The sequence below is a fragment of the Archangium gephyra genome, from assembly GCF_042230915.1.
Lineage (GTDB): Bacteria > Myxococcota > Myxococcia > Myxococcales > Myxococcaceae > Archangium > Archangium gephyra_B.
Genome location: NZ_CP102578.1, coordinates 8,103,213 through 8,121,049, shown reverse-complemented (window position 1 = coordinate 8,121,049; position 17,837 = coordinate 8,103,213). Strand labels below are relative to the sequence as shown.

Here is a 17,837-nt window from a genome sequence, read left to right as displayed (position 1 = left end):
CCCCTGGCGGCCGGACGGCAAATGTCTGGATGTCCGGCACGGAGCGTCCGGGCCACCCGTGCCAGGGGTCCGGCCGAGCAGGCGTGCTAGGTTCCCGCCCATGAGCACGCGCTCGCCCCGTCGAAGCCCGGCGCCTCTCCTTCCCTGGGGTCTCATCCTCGTGCTGCTGGCCGGGAGCGCCCTGGCCCAGCCCGCGCTCGACGAGTCCCAGTACGTGGAGCGGGTGCTCTCCGGGAGCCTGGAGGCCCGCGTCGCCGGGCTCGAAGCCGCGCTCGGCCGGGCCGAGGCCGTGGGCGTCGGCCTGTGGCCCAACCCCGCCCTGGAGTGGGAGCGCCAGAAGACGGCCTCCGGGACGCGCAACGGGGAGAGCCAGGACGTGTTGGTGGCCTCCATTCCCCTGGTGCTCTCCGGGCGGCTGGGCCTGGAGGCCGAGGCCGCCGAGCGGAGCGCGCAATCCGCCGAGGCCCGCTACGCCTGGGCCCGGGCCGGTCTTCGCCATGAGGCCACCCGGGCCTTCACCGCGGTGCTGGCGGCCCGGGAGCGCCGGAGCCTCCTCGAGGAGTCGCTCGTCTCGCTGGGGCGCCTGGCCGAGGCCATCGCCGTCCGCGAGAAGGCGGGAGAGGCCGCGGGCTACGAGCGGCTGCGTATCGAGCTGGAAGTGGAGGCGGTGCGGGATGCGCTGCGCGGTGCCGTGCTGGAGGAGCAGCAGGCCTCGGCCGGGGCGTTGTGGCTGCTCGGGCCCGGGGTGGCGTCGCTGCCTCCGTTGCAAGGTGCGCTCGGGGTGGAGCGGCCCCTGCCGGACGTGGCCACGCTGCTGGACGGGCTCGGCGAGCGGCGGGGGGATCTGCGTGCGCTCACGCTGGAGGCCAGCAGCGCGGAGGCCGCGCGGCGGGCGGCGGGCCGAGGCTTGATTCCGGAGCCCACCGTGACCGCGGGTGCGCAGTTCCTCGACGTGGGACTGCCGGGGGCGGGCGCCGGGTATGTCGTGGGTGTCGCGCTGCCCCTTCCTTTCTTCGAGCGCCGGCAGGGAGCGTCCGCCCGGGCGGAGGCGCGCAAGGTGCTGTCCGAGGCCCGCCACGCCGCGCTCCTGCACGCCGCGCGGACCCGGCTCCCCGTGCTGCTCGAGGCGGTGTCCGGCAGGCGGGAGCGGCTCGCCCGGCACCGGGCCGACGTCCTCTCGCGCGCCGAGGAGCTGCGCCGCATCGCCGCGACGGCCTACAGGGGCGGCAGCGCGGAGCTCCTCGTCCTGGTCGATGCCGAGCGCGCCGCACGCGAGGCACGGCTGACGGCCATCGAGCTGGGCGTGTCGCTCGTCGAAGCGGAGACCGACCTTCTTCTTCTCGCGGGCGCCTATGACGGCGCCGCACTCCGGAGTCCAGGGCGATGAGCCGACGGCTGCTACTGCTTCTCACCGTGTCGTGGTTGCTCGCCTGCAAGCAGCGCCCGGAAGCACCGGAGCACGCACAGGGCCAGGAACATGGGCACGAGCACGGCGGGGCCTCCTCGGCGGAGCCTGAGCGGCCGGGGATGTCCGTGACCGTCTACCAGGACGGCCTGGAGCTGTTCATGGAGTACCCGGCGCTGGTGGTGGGCCAGCCCTCGCCGCTGGTGGCGCACTTCACCGACGCCCGCGATCCGAACGGCTTTCGGGTGGTCACGAAGGGCCGGGTGACGGCCACCCTGCGCTACGCGGACGGCACGGAGGAGCGCTTCGTCGCCGAGAAGCTCCTGCGCGACGGCATCTTCAAACCGGAGGTGCGGCCCACGAAGGCGGGAGAGGGCATGCTCACCCTGCGCCTGGAGGGCGAGCAGGTGTCGGGCACGGTGGAGGCGGGCAAGGTCGTGGTGTACCCGACTGTCGCCGCGGCCGTGGCCTCCGCGCCCGCGGAGGAGGCAGGCGAGACGCCCGTGTCCTTCCTCAAGGAGCAGCAGTGGAAGACGCAGTACGCGACGGCGCCGGCCGAGCCCCGGGTCCTCCAGGGCGGGGTGCGCGCCAACGGTGAGCTCAAGCCCGTGGCGGGCCAGTCCGCGGAGCTGTCCGCTCCCGTGGCGGGGCGCATCCCCGTGGGAGACCGGGTGGTGCACCTGGGGCAGCGCGTGCGCAAGGGCGAGGTGCTCGTGCGGCTCATGCCCACCAGCGCCGCGGCCGGGACGGACATGGCCACCGTGGAGATGGAGGCGGCGCGGGCCCGGGCGGAGCTGGGGCTGGCGGAGCGGGAGGTGAAGCGCGCGGAGGAGATGTTCGCGGGCAAGGCCATTCCCGAGAAGCAGCTCGACGCGGCGCGGGTGGCGCGGGAGGTGGCGGCGGCGCGGGTGGAGGCCACCGAGCGCCAGCTCTCGCTCTACCGCAGCACCCAGAGCGGGGCCTCGACGGGCCCCAGTGGCTCGGCCTTCGAGCTGCGCTCCCCGGTGGACGGGGTGGTGTCCTACGCGGAGGTGACGCCTGGGGCCATCGTGGAGCCGGGCATGCGGCTCGTCTCGGTGGTCAACCCCGAGCGGCTGTGGCTGGAGGCGCGGGTGTACGAAGCGGATGTGGCGAAGGTGGAGCGCTCGCCCGGGGCGGCCTTCACGGTGGCGGGCTTCGACCGCGAGTTCTCCGTGGACGAGAAGACGGGCCGGCGCGTCGCGGTCGGCTCGGTGGTGGACCGGGTGACGCGCACGGTGCCCGTCATCTTCGAGCTGCCCAACCCTGGAGGCGTCCTCAAGCCGGGCATGTTCGCCAAGGTGATGCTCTACACGGGCGAGACGGTGCGCGGGGTGGCCATCCCCGAGTCCGCCGTCGTCGACGACAACGGCAAGCCCACCGTCTTCGTCATGGAAGGGGGCGAGTCCTTCTTCAAGCGGGCCATCCAGCCCGGGGTGCGCTCGGGCGGCCATGTCCAGGTGCTCGAGGGCGTGAGGGAAGGGGAGCGCGTCGTCTCCCGGGGCGCCTACGAACTCAAGCTGTCCACCGCGGCGGGTGCCGCCGTCGGGCACGGCCACTCGCACTGAGGACGCGGAATGAATCGCCTCATCCGCTGGTCCATCGACAACCGTCTGCTGGTGGTGGCGGCCTCGGTGCTGCTGCTCATCCTGGGCATCGAGACCGCCCGGAAGATGCCCGTGGACGTCTTCCCGGATCTCACCGCGCCCACCGTGGCGGTCCTCACCGAGGCGCACGGGCTCGCGCCCGAGGAGGTGGAGACGCTCATCACCTTCCCCATCGAGACCACGGTGAATGGCGCCACGGGTGTGCGCCGGGTGCGCTCGGCCTCGGCGGTGGGCCTCTCCATCGTCTGGGTGGAGTTCGACTGGGGCACGGACATCTACATCGCCCGGCAGGTGGTGAACGAGAAGCTCCAGCTCATCGCCAGCCAGCTTCCGCCGGACGTGCCGCCGCCCGTCCTGGCGCCCATCTCCTCGGTGATGGGGGAGATCCTCTTCCTGTCCCTCTCCTGGGACAAGGCCGCACAGGCTCCGGAGGCGGCGGGGCGCGAGGCGCAGATGATGGAGGCGCGCAGCGCGGCGGACTGGGTGCTGCGCAAGCGCCTGCTGTCGGTGGCGGGCGTCTCGCAGGTGGTGCCCATCGGCGGGGCGGTGAAGCAGTACCAGGTGCTGCTGCGGCCCGAGGCGCTCCAGGCCCTCGACGTCAGCTTCGACCAGGTAGTGCACGCGCTGCGGACCACGAACCAGAACACCTCCGGCGGCTTCTACGTGGAGCGAGGGCAGGAGTACCTGCTGCGGGCGGTGGGGCGGGCCCAGGGCGTGGAGGACATCGCCAACAGCGTGGTCACCGTGCGCGCGGGCCAGCCCATCACCGTGGGACAGGTGGCGGACGTGCGGGTGGGGCCCAAAATCCGGCGCGGGGAGGGGAGTGCCAACGCGGAGCCCGCCGTCATCCTCGCGGTGATGAAGCAGCCGGACGCCAACACCCTGGAGCTCACCCGGAACCTCGACGCGGTGCTGGACGACATCCAGCCCACCCTGCCCAAGGGCCTGGTCATCAACCGCCACATCTTCCGGCAGGCGGACTTCATCTCGGTGGCGGTGCGCAACGTGTCCGTGGCGCTCCGCGACGGCGCCATCCTCGTCGCCGTCATCCTGCTCGTGTTCCTGATGAACCTGCGGGCCACCTTCATCTCCCTGGTGGCCATCCCGCTGTCGCTCGTGGTGGCCGTGCTGGCGCTCCGGGCCCTCGGCGTCACCCTCAACACCATGACCATCGGCGGGCTGACCATCGCCATTGGGGCGCTGGTGGACGACGCCATCATCGACGTGGAGAACGTCTTCCGGCGTCTGCGGGAGAACGCGCACCTGCCCGAGGCGCAGCGCCGCTCCGCCTTCGAGGTCATCTACCGGGCCTCGGTGGAGATCCGCGCCTCCATCGTCTTCGCCACCCTCATCATCATCCTCGTCTTCGTGCCGCTCTTCTTCCTCTCGGGGCTGGAGGGGCGGATGCTGGCGCCGCTGGGGCTGGCCTACATCGTGGCCATCGCCGCCTCGTTGGCGGTGGCCGTCACGGTCACCCCCGCGCTGTGCGCGTACCTGTTGCCGCGCGCCCGCTCGCTGGGGGCGGAAGAGGGGCCCGTGCTGCACTGGCTCAAGGCGCGCTACCAGCCCTCCCTCACGTGGGCGCTGGCGCATCCCCGGGTCATCCTGGGAGGGGCTGCCCTGGCCTTCCTCGCCACGCTCGTCCTCATGCCCTTCCTCGGGCGCTCCTTCCTGCCCGAGTTCAACGAGGGCACGTTCACCGTGAATGTCGTCACGCTGCCGGGCACCTCGCTGGAGGAGTCGGACCGGCTCGGCCGCCGCGTCGAGCAGGCGCTGCTGGCCCTCCCCGAGGTGGTGAGCACCTCCCGCCGCACCGGGCGCGCGGAGCTGGACGAGCATGCCCAGGATGTCAACGCGTCGGAGCTCGACGTGGGGGTGGACCTCTCCAAGGGCAAGCGTGACAAGGAGGAGCTGCTGGAGGCGATGCGGAAGGCGCTCGCCCAGGTGCCGGGGGCGGTCGTCACCATCGGCCAGCCGCTCTCCCACCGCATCGACCACATGCTCTCGGGCTCGCGCGCCGCCATCGCGTTGAAGCTCTTCGGGGATGACCTGGACACGCTGCGCGGGCTGGCCGAGCGCGTGAAGACGGTGGCCGAGCACACCCCGGGCGCGGTGGACGTGTCCATCGAGCAGCAGGTGAACATCCCGGAGGTGGAGATCCGCATGGACCGTGACGCCGTGGCGCGCTACGGCCTCACCACGGGCGACGTCGCCGAGGCGGTGGAGCACGCCTTCGCCGGCGAGACGGTGGGCACCATGCTGGAGGGGCAGCGGGCGGTGGAGCTGGTCGCGCGCCTGGATGACGCCTCGCGGGCGGACCTGGACGCCATCGCCTCCACGCCGCTCGACACTCCAGCGGGACCGCGGATTCCGCTGAAGATGCTGGCGACCCTCACGCGCGAGTCCGGCCCCAACACCATCACGCGCGAGGGCGTGCAGCGGAAGATGGTGGTCCAGGCCAACGTGTCCGGCAGGGACTTGTCCTCGGTGGTGGATGAGCTCCGGGCCCGCGTCGCGCGCGAGGTACCGTTCCCCGAGGGCTACTACATCGTCTACGGCGGCCAGTTCGAGAGCGCCGAGGAGGCCACGCGCACCATCACGTTGCTCGGCCTGGGCGTGGTGGTGGGCATCTTCCTGCTGCTGGTGGTGGCCTTCTCCTCGGTGCGCAACGCGCTGCTGACCCTCATCAACCTGCCGCTGGCGCTCATCGGCGGGGTGGTGGCGGTGGTGCTCACCTCGGGCGTGGTGAGCGTGGCCTCACTGGTGGGCTTCATCACCCTGTTTGGCATCGCCACGCGCAACGGCATCCTCATGGTGAGCCACTTCGAGCACCTGATGACCGAGGAGGGCAAGAGCCTCCCGGAGGCAGTGGTGCAGGGCTCGCTGGAGCGGCTGGCGCCCATCCTCATGACGGCGCTGTGCGCGGGGCTCGCCCTGGTGCCGCTCGTCATCGCCGGGGGCGAGGCGGGCAACGAGATTCAAGCCCCCATGGGCGTGGTCATCCTGGGGGGGCTGCTCTCCTCCACCTTCCTCAACATGCTGGTGGTGCCGGTGCTCTTCCGGCTCTTCGGGCGGCCACCCAGGGCTCGCGCCTGAGCTATTTGGCGAGGTCGACGACCAGCGCGGGGTAGTAGTTGTTGCCGTCGACGATGTCGCCCCAGAAGGTCAACTCCTGTCCCCACGACCAGACCTTGAACTCGCCGGCGGCGGGCGCGACCACGGGCTTTGCTGGCACGTACACCCAGTGAGTCACGTTCTGGTAGTCGTCGAACCGATGATCGCCGGGACGATCGCCCACTCCGAGGACGATCCCGCTCCAGCGCACCGAGTTCGTGGAGCCGGAGCGCTGCACCCGCGCCACCTCCTCCGTGAACTTCGTGAAGTCGGGTTTGACCATCCCCGACCTCTGGCCCGCGTAGGCGTGGAAGTCGTCCGCCGGGACGGGCGTCCCGCCGGCGACCTTGATGTCGACGAGCGCGAGCAGGGTCTTCAGCACGTCCGCGGGCACGGCCAGGTCACCGCGTTTGTAGGACAGCTTGGCTTTGAACGCCTGGTCCACCTTCGCGTTGGCCTGGACCAGCTCCTTCACCTTGGTCGCCGGCTGCGGCAGCACCGCATCGGTGGTGAGGTTGCCGCGCGACCAGGCCCAGAGCGATGAATAGGTCTCGCACTTCGCCCAGTCCCCATCGCCTTTCTGCTTCGAGCTCTCCTTGAGCAGGATCATCAGCCCGTGGCACATCATCCAGTCCTCACGCGCATCGATGTCGATGATGCCCGCCAGGTCTCGCTTGATGAGGCGCTGGGTGATCTGCGTCGACTTATGGACGTCCCGGTACGCCTTGCAGGACATGAGGCAGTTGAGGAAGTCCTTGAGCGCCGCGTTCTTCGTGACGAACATGTGCATCAGCGCCGCAGCGAAGGCACAGCAGCCCGTGTTCTGGTTCAGCTTGTGGGGATCCTGCTTGCACTCTTCGATGGTCGGCATGGGACGGCTCCCTCGAGGTGGTGGTGAACCTCGGGAGCTTGGACCCGCGACGGGGAATTTCGGGCAAGCGGGCTACTTCGCGGGTGCGCGGTCCGCGGCCAGCTTGCGCGCGCGCTTCTCCACGCCGCGCACCGTGGCCAGCACGGCGTCCTTCTGGCCCACGCCCGCGAGGAAGCCCGGGATGGAGCCGCCCGGCTCCACGATGAAGCGGTAGACGAAGTGCACTCCACCGTCGGCGCGCGGGGTGAAGTACCAGCTGCCCTGGTTGTGCCGCAGCCGCACCACGCCCGCGCGCTCCGGCAGCGCGCTGTTGTCCGGCGTCCACTTCTGGTGGAACGCCACCTGCGTGCCGTCCGCGCCCAGCACCGGCTCGTCCAGCACCCGGAGCACGTAGTCGCGATCCGAGATGAGCGGGAAGTCCAGCCGCGTGTACGTCAGGCGGGTGCCGTCCTGGCCTCGCGACAACAGCCGCGACTCCGTCACGTACGGCATGAAGTTCCGGAAGCTGTCGTGGTCCGTCAGCGCCAGCTGGACGTCCTGGAGGCTCACCGGCAGCACTCCCTCGGCCCACACCTCGCGCCCTCCCGTCACGGCCGTGTACGGACGGGCCTTGATGGCGATGTCGCCGTCGGACACCTGCTCCCACTCCTCGGCCCCGGCGCCACCCGCCACCAATGTGCACACCAGGACCGCTACTCCCGCCACGCTCCGCATGTTCGCCTCCTACGCATGACGTATGGCGGAAGAGAGCCCATGACGCATGGGCTCACTAGAGCCCATGTCGTGCCATCCGCATAGCGAGGAAGCGAGCCCCTGTTACACGGTGAGCGGGGCGCGTGCCCCTTTCTCACCCAACAAGAGCCCCAGCTTCCGCGGAACCCGGGGCCCTGTGCCGTTCCGGGTGTCCGCTCAGCTTCCGGACAGGCGGGGGAAGGCGAGGGCGGTGTTGCCCGAAGGGTCCACGTACTTGCGCGCCACCATCTCGCGGACGCGCTCCGAGGTGACGTAGCGCAGCTGGGGCTCGGCGGTGGTGGCCGCCTCGACGGTGATGCGCGCCACGTCATCTCCCGTCTGCCACTGGCCGAAGAAGGCCTGGGCCTGGGAGAAGTAGGCCTCGAACATGGGCTTGTAGGGCCCCACGTCTCCCGTCATGCCATTGGTGACGTTGTTCATGAACTCGGTGATCACCGGCCCCGGCTGGATGAGCGAGATGTGGATGCCCAGGTGCCGCGCCACCTGCGCGAGGCTCTCCATGAAGCCTTCCACCGCGAACTTGGAGGCGCTGTAGGCCTCGCCGAACGGCTGGCCGAGCGCCCCGCTGATGCTGGAGATGGTGAGGATGCGCCCCGAGCGCCGCTCGCGCATCGCCGGAAACACCGCCTGCGTCACCCGCCACACCCCGAAGAAGTTCACCTCCATGGTGCGCCGGAGGGCCTCGGCCGGCGTCTGCTCGAGGGAGCCGAAGAAGCCCGAGCCCGCGTTGTTCACCAGCACGTCGATGCGGCCGTGGGTGCGCAGCACGCCCTCCACGCACTGGCGGACGGACTCGTCGCTCTCCACGTCCAGCGCGCGGATGTCCAGCTTGACGCCCTCCTCGGCGGCGCGGGTGCGCAGGCGCTCGGCCTTCTCCAGGTTGCGCAGCGTGGCCACGACTTCGAAGCCCGCCTTGGCCAGGTGGATGGCCACGCTGAGGCCAATGCCCGTGGACGTGCCGGTGACGAGTGCGATGGGTGCCATGTAAAGTCTCTGCTCCAGGTGTCACGTGCCGCGGGACGCGGCGCCGTGCCGTGAGCTTCAGGCCCCAGGCTCCCCGTCGCAAGAGCACCCGGGGCCGGGCGCTCGCCTACAGCAGCCGCACCAGCTCCGCCACGTGGTCGTCATGCTCGCCGGCCTGGGTGAGCGCCTCGGCCAGCAGCCGCACGTAGTCGCGGTTGGCGCCGCTGGGGCCATGGGCCGAGCGCACCACCTGGGCAATCGCCTCCAGCGTCGCCGGCCCCAGGTAGTGGGGGTTGGTCGGGCCGGCCACGTACACCACGGCCTCCAGGGACGGGGGCTCGCGCGTCTCCAGCAGCACGTGGTGCCGCTCGTAGCCTCCCTGCTCGCGGAAATCCAGGTGGGCCAGCACCTCCTCCACGCGCTCGGAGGCGATCCGGTACGCCACGCCCCAGCAGCGCGCGCCGGGCTCTGGCACCAGCGTCACCACCCGCCCGGGGGCCTCGGGGACGCCGCGGTGGTCCGTCGAGCCCTGCCAGAAACGCCGCGCCCAGCCCCTCAGCCACGCCTCGCGGCGCTCTTCAAAGGGGAAGGAGGGACGGAAGATGAGGGAGCCGTAGCCGAAGATCCACATGGGTGCTTCACGAGGCCTTGTCCGCCACGAGCCAGCCCAGGCCGCCACCCATGCGGCGCTGGTCCCTCACGTGGAAGTGCTGGGTGCTCAGCTCGGCGAGCAGGCTCCCATGGTCGAAGCGGTCCTCCTGCGGGTGGTGCAGCAACCGCCGCCACACGGGGTGGGTGATGAAGGGGGCATAGGACTCCTCCGCGAAGAGGCGTCCGCCGGGCTTCAGCACGCGCCGCACCTCGGCCAGTCCCGCCCGCCAGTCCGGCAGGTGGTGCAGCACGCCGAAGGCGAACACCGCCTCGTACGTGCCGTCCCGCGCGGGAATCTCCGTGACGCTGCCCTCCCAGACGCGCACGCGCTCCCCGTGCCTCGCCAGCCGCCGCTGGGCCCGCGCCACCATGTCCGGGTCCAGGTCGAACGCGTCCACGCTCGCCGCGCCGAACTGCCCGAGGATGATGTCCACGCCCACGCCGTGGCCGCAGCCGATCTCCAGCACCCGGCTGCCCTCCACCGTGCCGCCCAGCCTCCGCAGCAGCGGGCCCGCGTACCAGCGCTGCACCGCCTCGCGCACGGGGTTGACCATCATCCACGTCTCGAGCCGATTCATCCGCATGCGGTGCCCTGGGAGTGCGTCAGCACTCGATGATGTTCACCGCGAGGCCGCCGCGCGCGGTCTCCTTGTACTTGGTCATCATGTCCGCGCCCGTCTGGCGCATCGTGGCGATGACCTTGTCGAGCGACACCTTGTGCTTGCCATCGCCCTGCAGCGCGAGCCGCGCGGCGTTGATGGCCTTGATGGAGCCCATGGCGTTGCGCTCGATGCACGGCACCTGGACGAGTCCGCCGATGGGATCGCACGTGAGGCCCAGGTTGTGCTCCATGCCGATCTCCGCCGCGTTCTCCACCTGCTCCGGCGTGCCGCCCATCACCTCGGTGAGGGCCGCGGCCGCCATGGAGCAGGCCACGCCCACCTCGCCCTGGCAGCCCACCTCGGCGCCGGAGATGGAGGCGTTGAGCTTGTAGAGCATGCCGATGGCCCCGGCGGTGAGCAGGTAGCGGACGGCCCCCTCGTCATCCGAGCCCGGCACGAAGCGCCGGTAGTAGTGCAGCACCGCGGGGATGATGCCGGCCGCGCCGTTGGTGGGCGCCGTCACCACGCGCCCCTGGGCCGCGTTCTCCTCGTTCACCGCGAGCGCGTAGAGGTTCACCCAGTCCATGGCCAGCAGCGGATCCGCGTTGCCGCGCATGTCGCCCTTGAGCTTGCGGTAGATGACCGCCGCGCGCCGCTTCACCTTCAGCCCGCCGGGGAGGATGCCCTCGCGCTCGCAGCCGCGCTTCACGCACGCCTGCATGACCTCCCAGATGCGCAGCAGCCCCGCGCGCACCTGGGCCTCGGGCCGCAGCGCCTTCTCGTTCTCCATCATCAGCGTGCTGATGCTCAGCCCGTGCTGGTGGCAGAGCGCCAGCAGCTCCGCGCCCGTCTTGAAGGGGTAGGGGATGCTCGAGTCCTTCGCGCCCCCGGCCTGCGTCGGGGTGCCGTCGTCGTTGACGACGAAGCCGCCGCCCACCGAGTAGTAGATGCGGCTGAAGGGCTCGGCCTGCCCGGCGAGCACCGCGGTGAAGCGCATCCCGTTGGGGTGGCGCGGCAGCGACTGCCGCTTGTGGAAGACGATGTCCTCGGAGGGACGGAACTTCACGGTGTGCTGGCCGAGCAGCTTCAGCTTGCCCGTCTCGGTGATGCCGGAGATGCGCGCGGGCACGCCGTCACAGTCCACCTCCTCGGGGCGCTCACCCTCCAGCCCGAGCAGGACCGCGATGTCGCTGCCGTGCCCCTTGCCGGTGTGTCCGAGCGAGCCGAAGAGCTCCGCCTTCACGGACTCGACGCCGCCGAGCCCTCCCACCGCCTTGGAGAGGGTCTCCACGAACTGCCGCGCTGCACGCATCGGTCCCACGGTATGCGAGCTCGAGGGCCCGATGCCGATGGTGAACATATCGAAGACACTGAGTGACACGAACCGCCTCCCGCCCGAGGGCAGGGAACCTATACCCCAAGCGGGTGCCACTTGCCGCGAGGGCCTCTCGTGCGAGGGGCGTCCTCCCGGGCGTGACGCGGGTGTGTCTGACGGAATGCATCACCGGAGACACTGCTCCCCGATGACGCGGAGCGTCCTGATGACGCAGAGCGTGATGACTGGAGAACCAACGACTCAGTGGCCCGAGGCGGCCGAGGCGGCGAACTCCTCCGGCATGACGGGCATGCGGAAGGGGAGCTTCCAGCGCTCGCGGTTGCCTGGCTGGTGGGCCTTCACCCGGGTGAGCCCCCGCAGGCTCAGTCCCAGCAGGGACACCATGCCCAGCGCGACGGCACCGGAGGCCGCGGTGCGCAGCGTCCGGGGCCAGAGGGCGCGCAGGCCGAAGAGGCCGACGGGGAGGACGTAGACGGGGACGGCGACGAGGCCCGCGAGCACGAGCATGCGCCGCTTGTCGGATTGAGACATAGCGGAGAGATCCATGGCTGCCCTACAGGGTGAGGGCGCGGGTGGCTGGCGGGAAGGGGTCCCCGGGGGCTGGCTGCACGGACAGTGACAGAACGGACGGGCCTCCTGACATTCCCCGTCCACCCCTCTAACCTCCGCCCCCTTTTCGGACGCGGGCCGGTGCGTCCTTCCGGGGGTTCATCCTTTGATGCGTTTCTTCGTCCTGGCGGCGCTCGTGCTGGTGCTGCCTTCTCCGGTCCGGGCCACGAGTCCGCTGCCTCCTTCCGGGCCCACGTTGGTGAAGGACATTTCCCAGACCTTGCCTCGAGGTCTCTTCCCCGGGAGCGTTCCCGGGAGCGCCGTAGCGGTGGGCGACACGCTGTTCTTCGTCGCGAACGACAACGTGCACGGCAGCGAGCTGTGGAGGAGCGATGGCACGGCCGCGGGCACCACGCTCGTCAAGGACGTGCGCCCCGGTCACCAGAGTGGGCTGTCGTTCCTGGGGATGCCCCGGCTGAACGTGGGCGGGACGCTCTACTTCGTCGCGAATGACGGGGTGCACGGGGAGGAGCTGTGGAAGAGCGATGGCACCGCCGCGGGCACCCGGCTCGTCAAGGACCTCCACCCCGGTCCGGTGGGCTCGAGCCCCGCGTCGATGGTGGAGGTGAACGGGGCGCTCTTCTTCGTCGCGGATGATGGGGTGCACGGCAGTGAGCTGTGGAGGAGCGATGGCACCGCGGCGGGCACCACGCTCGTCAAGGAGCTCCGCCCGGGGTTGGCGGGCTCGTCACCCGTCTACCTGGTGCCCATGGGGGGCGCGGTCTTCTTCTTCGCCCAGGAGGACGCGGACAGCGGGTCGCTGTGGAGGAGCGATGGCACCGCGGCGGGAACCACGCTCGTCAAGGAGTTCCGCTCGGAGGAGGAGCCGGGGCTGGCGCTGCTCAATCGCGGATGGCTGGAGAACGTGAACGGGACGCTCCTCTTCCTCGCGGATGATGGCGTGCACGGCATGCAGTTGTGGAAGAGCGATGGGACCTCCGAGGGCACCACCTTGTTCCGGGAGCTGCACACCGACCCGGGGCTCCCACGGATCTCGCCGCTGGCGAACGAGGGCGGGGTGCTCTACTTCACGGCGATGGAGGTGGGCCCCACGGGCGGATTGTGGCGGAGCGATGGCACCGAGGCCGGGACCTTCCGGCTCCTGCCCTACCGGCCGTGGAGCCTGGTCAGCATGAACGGGACGCTCTTCTTCACCTTCTCCGGGGGGGACACGGGCGTGGAGCTGTGGAGGAGTGATGGCACCGAGGCGGGCACCGCGCTCGTCCGGGACGTGCGCCCCGGCCCGGACTCCGCATTCTCCCTCGGCAGGCTGCGGGTCGTCGGTGGGGCGCTCTACTTCTTCGCCGATGATGGGGAGCATGGCTACGAGCTGTGGAGGAGCGATGGTACCGAGGCGGGCACCGTGCTCGTCCGGGACGTGCTCCCCGGACCGGAGGGCTCGGCCTCCTCCGTCAACTTCTCCTTGCTGATGGAGCTGAACGGGACGCTGTTCTTCGCCGCCAACGATGGGACACGGGGCTTGGAGCTGTGGAAGAGCGATGGCACCGAGGCGGGGACCGTGCTCGTCAAGGACATCCTGGCCGATCCCGGCAGTGCGTCCCCCTCGGTGCTCACGATGATGAACGGGCAGCTCTACTTCACCGCCGAGGACGAGGCCGGTGTGGAGCTGTGGCGGAGCGATGGAACCTGGGACGGCACGGTCCGGATCCGCGATCTCCTCCCGGGTCTGCGGAGCAGTGCTCCCGTCGCGCTGACGGCCGTGAACGGGTCCCTGTTCTTCTCGTTCCAGGACGTGGAGGGCCAGCATGAGCTGTGGAGGAGTGATGGGAGCGAGGCGGGGACCGTTCGCCTCCGGGCGGACCTTCCGGGCTCGTACTACTCCAGTGTGTTCTTCAACCCGAGCGATCGCCGCGTGGAGCTGAACGGGACGCTCTACCTGGTCACCCAGTACCAAGAAGGCAGCGAGCTGGGCATCGAGCTGTGGAAGAGCGATGGCTCCGAGGTGGGGACCACGCGCATCAAGCGGCTCCTCCAAGGCCCGTCCACCGGAGGCATGACTCTTTTCTACACCGCTCCCTGGCTGACGGCGGTCAACGGGACGCTCTTCTTCGCCGCCCCGGATGCCGGCTTCGGCTCGGAGCTGTGGAAGAGCGATGGCACCGAGGCGGGCACCGGGCGCGTCAAGGACCTCTTCCCGGGACCGGAGGGCTCGATGCCCTCGGAGCTGACGGAGGTCGACGGGACGCTCTTCTTCATCGCGAAGGACGAGTCGGGGCACGAGCGCCTGTGGAAGAGCGATGGAACCGAGGCGGGCACCGTGCGTCTCGGGGATGTCCGCCCGTTCTCGCTGACCCGTGTGAACGGGACGCTCTTCTTCGCGGCGAGTGACGCGGAGGGCGGGTACGAGCTGTGGAAGAGCGATGGCTCGGAGGAGGGCACCGTGCGCGTCCGGGACATCCACCCGGGGCCCGAAGGCTCGGTTCCCTCAGGGCTGGCGGCGCTGGGCGGGACGCTCTACTTCATCGCCGATGACGGCACGGCGGGACATGAGCTGTGGAAGAGCGATGGCACCGAGGCGGGCACCGTGCGCGTCAAGGACATCTTCCCGGGCTCGGAGGGCTCGATTCCCACCGGGCTGACGGCCATGGACGGGCGGCTCGTCTTCACCGCGGATGATGGCGTTCACGGGCGGGAGCTGTGGAGCTCGGACGGCACTGGACCGGGGACGCGCGTCCTCACGGACATGACACCCGGCACTGCCTCCACCGCGGTGCGGTCCCTCACGCCCAACGGCCACCAGCTCTTCTTCTCGGCCTGGAGCGAGCAACACGGCTGGGAGCTGTGGCACATCCCAGACGTGCGGCGCCTGGTGGGGGAGGGCGCCGAGGGCACCGGCTGCGGGTGCTCGGCGGCGTCAGGCGCGGGAATGGGCTGGGGTCTGCTGCTGCTGCTCGCCGGGTCGCTGCTGCGGGGACGGCGGCGTTAGCCCTTTCAGGGACGTGACCACTGCTCCCTCTCCCGGAGGGCGAGGGGAAATGGACGCGGCGGGTTCCTCAGTTGCCCCGGCCGCTCCCGCGCCACGTCTCACGGCGCTGATCCTGGGCGCTCTTGCGCGCGAGCGCCTCGTCGATCTGCCGGGGCAGCTCCTCCAGGCGGGTGCGGTGCATCCGGATGCTCAGCGCGTACAGGCCCTGCTCCTGCTCCGGCAGCTCCGCGCCGTACTGCTCGAGCACCATGCTCGCGAACGCGATGGAGTCCTCCGACACCTTGCGCCGGTGCTCGTAGTACTGGTGGATCTCCTGCTCGGTGGCCGTGTTGGACTGCACCTTGCCGTAGAGCTCGTTCCAGCGCCGCCCTTCCTCGTCGCGCTTGCGCAGCACCTCCGGATCCTTCGTCGGCACGCCCATCTCCCAGTACAGGTTGCCGGGCAGCAGCGTGCGCAGCTTCTCCAGATCCACCGGATGCCGGGCGGGCGCCTCGGGAGGGCTCGCCGCGATCGGCCCGGCCGCGACCCCGGCGTCCTGACCGGCGGCGAACACTGGCGGAGTCGAGGCGGGCTCCGGGGCGGGCGAGCGCTGTGCCGGCACCGCGGCCCGCGGCGCTTGTGCGGGCGCGTCATCCGTGGACGGGCCCGAGCGGAAGACTCCGGCGAGCACCAGAATCAACAGCACGGCGGCCGACGCCGCGAGCAGCCACGGCAGAATCTTCGAACGAACATTCAAACCCATGACAGATGAGATACCTCGCGGTGCGTGTTTGTCACAATCTCGAAAAGTGGGAATTCGAGGCTTCGTCTGGAGATACAACTATTTCACGGATTGTGCTAGCTCTGCGAGTCCCACCACAAACCAACCATGGAAGGAGTTGGGATGAAAAACCATCTCTTGATGGGTCTTCTCGCCACTGCCGCCGTTGTGCCGGCCACCGCCCAGGCCGAGGTCCTCGTCTCGGGGATCGTCGATGTCCTCGTGGACGGAGGAAACAACTACACCTGGCAGAAGGTGGAGTTGCCGGGCACGAAGTGTGGCAACGGCTCTCAATACAAGTTCTTCATTCACCGCAGTGACACGGGTTCGCAGAACCTGCTGTTCATGTTCGAGGGTGGCGGTGCGTGCTGGGATTACGACACCTGTAGCGGGCGCGCGGGCGTGCTGGGCGCGGCCAACCCGAACGGCCTCACGGACGACTACATGCAGCAGTTCACGGCGAAGTACGTCTCGCCGATCGTGAACGGGGCGGATCCGGGCCTGCCGTTCCGCAGCCGCAAGGACCTGGTGACGAAGGACTGGAACATCGTCTACATGCCGTACTGCACGGGCGACGTGCACGTGGGCAACAACACCGTCACCTACACGGACTCGACGGGCGCGCAGCCGCCGCTCACCTGGCACCACTCGGGCTATACCAACACGCTCGCCGCGGCCAACTACGCCAAGACGCAGTTCCCCAGCGTCAACAAGCTGCTCGTCACGGGCTTCAGCGCGGGCGGCACCGCCACCGCGTCCGCGTACTACTTCGTGCGCCGCACCCTCAACCCGGCGCGTGGCTACTACATCAATGACTCGGGCCCCATCTACCTGGCGGCCAACGTCAATGACCGCTCGCGCGCCCTGCACGACAAGATCCGCCAGTCGTGGAACCTGAACTCGGTGTTCAGCCAGCTGCCGGCCTCGTTCGATCAGAACAACATGGGCACCATCAACCGAATGGTGGCCATGGAGTTCCCCAATGATCAGCTCGCCTACACGGCCTATACGCGGGACTACAACTACTCGCGCTTCTCCTACGAGCGCTTCCTCACGCCCAACGACAAGGAGTCGGTGCTGAGCTACTGGAAGCAGGACCAGGACCGGCTCGTCGCCGAGCTGAACCTCTACAACAACTTCAGCTATTTCATCCCGCATGCCCGGCCCATCAATGAGAGCCACTGCACCACGATCATCACCTTCGTGGGTGCGCACGCCTGCCAGCGGATGGAGAAGAAGCGCTGGTATGAGTACGTCTCGGAGCCGTGGCAGAACTGGAAGTGCAACAGCGAGTTCGTGCCGATGGACACGTTCCTCTCCCGCTTCATCAACGAGAACCAGCGCATCCGCATCTACGAGCCGCCCAACGGCTACAACGATGACGATCCGGGCATGGACATCCTCGCGCCGCTGATCAACGGCGCGCTGGGCGGCTGAGCCCTGGCAACCCGGACCCGGCGTGCACCCGGGCGGCAGGATGCCTGCCTCCTTCAGGGTTGCCGCCGGGGCGCATCATCCCCACGGGTACCGCACGGGGTGCGTCATGAAGGTCATCGTCTTCGGTGCGACGGGTGGAACGGGCCAGGCCACGGTGAGCGAGCTGCTGGAGGGCGGACACGAGGTGACGGCGTTCTCCCGGCATGCCGATCAGCTCGGCATCCACTCCGAGCGGCTCCACCTGCTCGCGGGGGATGCGCTGAGCGCCGAGGACGTGGATCGCGCGATGGAAGGACAGGACGCGGTGGTGGTGGCGTTGGGGGTGAACGACAACCCGCTGAAGGTGCGGTTGCTCCACCGCTCCCGCACGCCCACCAACATCTGCTCCGAGGGCACCCGCAACATCATCCAGGCGATGCACCGGGTGGGCGTGCGCCGGCTCGTCGTGGTGTCGGCCTATGGGGTAGGGGAGACGCGCGCGATGCTGCCCTGGCCCTTCAAGCTGGCCTACCGGCTGTTGCTCCAGGAGCAGATCGCCGACAAGGAGCGGCAGGAGCAGCTGGTGCGCAACAGCGGCCTCGATTGGATCATCGTCCAGCCGGTGGGGCTCACCTATGGACGGAGCCATGGGGAGGGCGTGCTGGCCTCGACCACGGGCGAGGTCCATCACAACACCATCCCCCGGAGCGACGTGGGGCACTTCCTGGCCTCGGTGGTGCAGGGCGGCCAGTTCCTCTTCCGGACGGTCGCCCTGTCGGGCTGAG

At 69.8% G+C, this 17,837-nt stretch carries 14 protein-coding genes; 6 read left to right on the top strand and 8 right to left on the bottom strand.

The genetic code is table 11. The features are described from left to right. Positions 1–100 precede the first annotated feature (100 nt). The 3 genes from NR798_RS31695 to NR798_RS31685 are packed head-to-tail and all read left to right on the top strand — an operon-like array spanning position 101 to position 6,126. Positions 101–1,387, top strand: coding sequence for a TolC family protein (locus NR798_RS31695; RefSeq protein WP_375766262.1), 1,287 nt, complete (start codon positions 101–103; stop codon positions 1,385–1,387). Further along, a complete protein-coding gene (locus NR798_RS31690) occupies positions 1,384–2,991 on the top strand; it encodes an efflux RND transporter periplasmic adaptor subunit (RefSeq protein WP_375766261.1) in 1,608 nt (535 codons plus the stop codon). Before NR798_RS31695 ends, NR798_RS31690 begins: the two co-directional genes overlap by 4 nt. Positions 2,992–3,000: 9 nt before the next feature. Then, the gene (locus NR798_RS31685; RefSeq protein WP_375766260.1) at positions 3,001–6,126 is read left to right on the top strand and encodes an efflux RND transporter permease subunit; all 3,126 of its coding nucleotides are present in this window, start codon (positions 3,001–3,003) and stop codon (positions 6,124–6,126) included. A gap of 1 nt (position 6,127) precedes the next feature. Here NR798_RS31685 and NR798_RS31680 read toward each other — a convergent pair whose 3' ends face one another. The 7 genes from NR798_RS31680 to NR798_RS31650 form a co-directional block, all read right to left on the bottom strand. After that, complete coding sequence (locus NR798_RS31680) at positions 6,128–7,015, bottom strand: hypothetical protein (RefSeq protein WP_375766259.1); 888 nt, start codon at positions 7,013–7,015, stop codon at positions 6,128–6,130. Positions 7,016–7,087: 72 nt separating this feature from the next. Continuing rightward, positions 7,088–7,729 (bottom strand): SRPBCC family protein, encoded by a 642-nt coding sequence (locus tag NR798_RS31675; protein WP_375766258.1) that lies wholly within the window; start codon positions 7,727–7,729, stop codon positions 7,088–7,090. Between the two features lie 195 nt (positions 7,730–7,924). Beyond that, positions 7,925–8,752, bottom strand: a complete 828-nt coding sequence (locus NR798_RS31670) for an SDR family oxidoreductase (protein ID WP_375766257.1) — start codon at positions 8,750–8,752, stop codon at positions 7,925–7,927. Positions 8,753–8,858: 106 nt separating this feature from the next. Beyond that, positions 8,859–9,362 carry a gamma-glutamylcyclotransferase gene (locus NR798_RS31665; protein ID WP_375766256.1) on the bottom strand — a complete coding sequence of 168 codons (504 nt, stop codon included), beginning with the start codon at positions 9,360–9,362 and terminating at the stop codon, positions 8,859–8,861. Positions 9,363–9,369: 7 nt separating this feature from the next. Then, on the bottom strand, positions 9,370–9,966 hold the full coding sequence (locus NR798_RS31660) for a class I SAM-dependent methyltransferase (RefSeq protein WP_375766255.1): 597 nt from the start codon (positions 9,964–9,966) through the stop codon (positions 9,370–9,372). A 19-nt stretch (positions 9,967–9,985) separates the two neighbouring features. Beyond that, positions 9,986–11,365, bottom strand: a complete 1,380-nt coding sequence (locus NR798_RS31655; RefSeq protein WP_375766254.1) for an L-serine ammonia-lyase — start codon at positions 11,363–11,365, stop codon at positions 9,986–9,988. A gap of 195 nt (positions 11,366–11,560) precedes the next feature. Beyond that, positions 11,561–11,866 (bottom strand): hypothetical protein, encoded by a 306-nt coding sequence (locus NR798_RS31650; RefSeq protein ID WP_375766253.1) that lies wholly within the window; start codon positions 11,864–11,866, stop codon positions 11,561–11,563. A 172-nt stretch (positions 11,867–12,038) separates the two neighbouring features. Here NR798_RS31650 and NR798_RS31645 point away from each other — a divergent pair, with 172 nt between their 5' ends. Next, the gene (locus NR798_RS31645) at positions 12,039–14,876 is read left to right on the top strand and encodes an ELWxxDGT repeat protein (protein ID WP_375766252.1); all 2,838 of its coding nucleotides are present in this window, start codon (positions 12,039–12,041) and stop codon (positions 14,874–14,876) included. A gap of 67 nt (positions 14,877–14,943) precedes the next feature. Here the strand turns inward: NR798_RS31645 and NR798_RS31640 are convergent, their stop codons facing one another. Continuing rightward, complete coding sequence (locus NR798_RS31640) at positions 14,944–15,618, bottom strand: hypothetical protein (RefSeq protein ID WP_375766251.1); 675 nt, start codon at positions 15,616–15,618, stop codon at positions 14,944–14,946. A 141-nt stretch (positions 15,619–15,759) separates the two neighbouring features. Between NR798_RS31640 and NR798_RS31635 the strand changes: the two genes are divergently transcribed. Together NR798_RS31635 and NR798_RS31630 are read left to right on the top strand one after the other, a co-directional pair. Continuing rightward, positions 15,760–17,073: a pectin acetylesterase-family hydrolase gene (locus NR798_RS31635; protein WP_375766250.1), complete on the top strand. Its 1,314-nt coding sequence runs from the start codon at positions 15,760–15,762 to the stop codon at positions 17,071–17,073. Positions 17,074–17,179: 106 nt separating this feature from the next. Continuing rightward, positions 17,180–17,836 carry an NAD(P)-dependent oxidoreductase gene (locus NR798_RS31630; RefSeq protein ID WP_375766249.1) on the top strand — a complete coding sequence of 219 codons (657 nt, stop codon included), beginning with the start codon at positions 17,180–17,182 and terminating at the stop codon, positions 17,834–17,836. The last annotated feature ends 1 nt before the right edge of the window (position 17,837 follow it).

Bases quoted from the DNA above. Each gene is read 5' to 3' on its own strand.
- NR798_RS31665 (WP_375766256.1), bottom strand. From the start codon at position 9,362: ATGTGGATCTTCGGCTACGGCTCCCTCATCTTCCGTCCCTCCTTCCCC.
- NR798_RS31640 (WP_375766251.1), bottom strand. From the start codon at position 15,618: ATGGGTTTGAATGTTCGTTCGAAGATTCTGCCGTGGCTGCTCGCGGCG.
- NR798_RS31650 (WP_375766253.1), bottom strand. From the start codon at position 11,866: ATGGATCTCTCCGCTATGTCTCAATCCGACAAGCGGCGCATGCTCGTG.
- NR798_RS31680 (WP_375766259.1), bottom strand. From the start codon at position 7,015: ATGCCGACCATCGAAGAGTGCAAGCAGGATCCCCACAAGCTGAACCAG.
- NR798_RS31660 (WP_375766255.1), bottom strand. From the start codon at position 9,966: ATGCGGATGAATCGGCTCGAGACGTGGATGATGGTCAACCCCGTGCGC.
- NR798_RS31670 (WP_375766257.1), bottom strand. From the start codon at position 8,752: ATGGCACCCATCGCACTCGTCACCGGCACGTCCACGGGCATTGGCCTC.
- NR798_RS31695 (WP_375766262.1), top strand. From the start codon at position 101: ATGAGCACGCGCTCGCCCCGTCGAAGCCCGGCGCCTCTCCTTCCCTGG.
- NR798_RS31645 (WP_375766252.1), top strand. From the start codon at position 12,039: ATGCGTTTCTTCGTCCTGGCGGCGCTCGTGCTGGTGCTGCCTTCTCCG.
- NR798_RS31635 (WP_375766250.1), top strand. From the start codon at position 15,760: ATGAAAAACCATCTCTTGATGGGTCTTCTCGCCACTGCCGCCGTTGTG.
- NR798_RS31685 (WP_375766260.1), top strand. From the start codon at position 3,001: ATGAATCGCCTCATCCGCTGGTCCATCGACAACCGTCTGCTGGTGGTG.
- NR798_RS31675 (WP_375766258.1), bottom strand. From the start codon at position 7,729: ATGCGGAGCGTGGCGGGAGTAGCGGTCCTGGTGTGCACATTGGTGGCG.
- NR798_RS31690 (WP_375766261.1), top strand. From the start codon at position 1,384: ATGAGCCGACGGCTGCTACTGCTTCTCACCGTGTCGTGGTTGCTCGCC.
- NR798_RS31630 (WP_375766249.1), top strand. From the start codon at position 17,180: ATGAAGGTCATCGTCTTCGGTGCGACGGGTGGAACGGGCCAGGCCACG.